Genomic DNA, 337 nt, shown 5'->3' with positions numbered 1-337 from the left:
AAGAAGCGGGGCGGGCTGCTGAAAGAGACCGTCACCGGTCAGGGGGGCTACGCCACCAGCTACAAGCCCCAGGCGGGGGGAAGCGCGGCGGACAAGAACGTGCGCAGTCCCGGCGCCAGCATCTGCCTCGACTGCCACCTCAACCAGACGGCCATCAGCACCCCGTGGGGGTATGGCTCCACCTACGGGGCGACCCAGGCGATCCTCGGCTACTGGGATGCACCGAAGTACCAGGATTACAGCACCTCCGGCGCCGAGCAGCGCTATCCCTTCAAGAAAAAGAACCCGGTGATGGGTGGTCACTACGGCGCCTCGGCACCGCTGTCCAGCACCCCGA

At 66.5% G+C, this 337-nt stretch carries 1 protein-coding gene; it reads left to right on the top strand.

All coding sequences use genetic code 11. The features are described from left to right. The coding region (locus KI810_RS17185) for a hypothetical protein (RefSeq protein ID WP_214176792.1) at nt 1-337 on the top strand (337 nt) is incomplete at both ends.

Origin of the sequence: Geomobilimonas luticola (assembly GCF_018476905.1) — a bacterium.
GTDB classification, from domain to species: Bacteria; Desulfobacterota; Desulfuromonadia; order Geobacterales; family Geobacteraceae; genus Geomobilimonas; species Geomobilimonas luticola.
The sequence above is the reverse complement of the archived record's forward strand: the minus strand, read 5'-3'. Positions and strand labels throughout refer to the sequence as shown.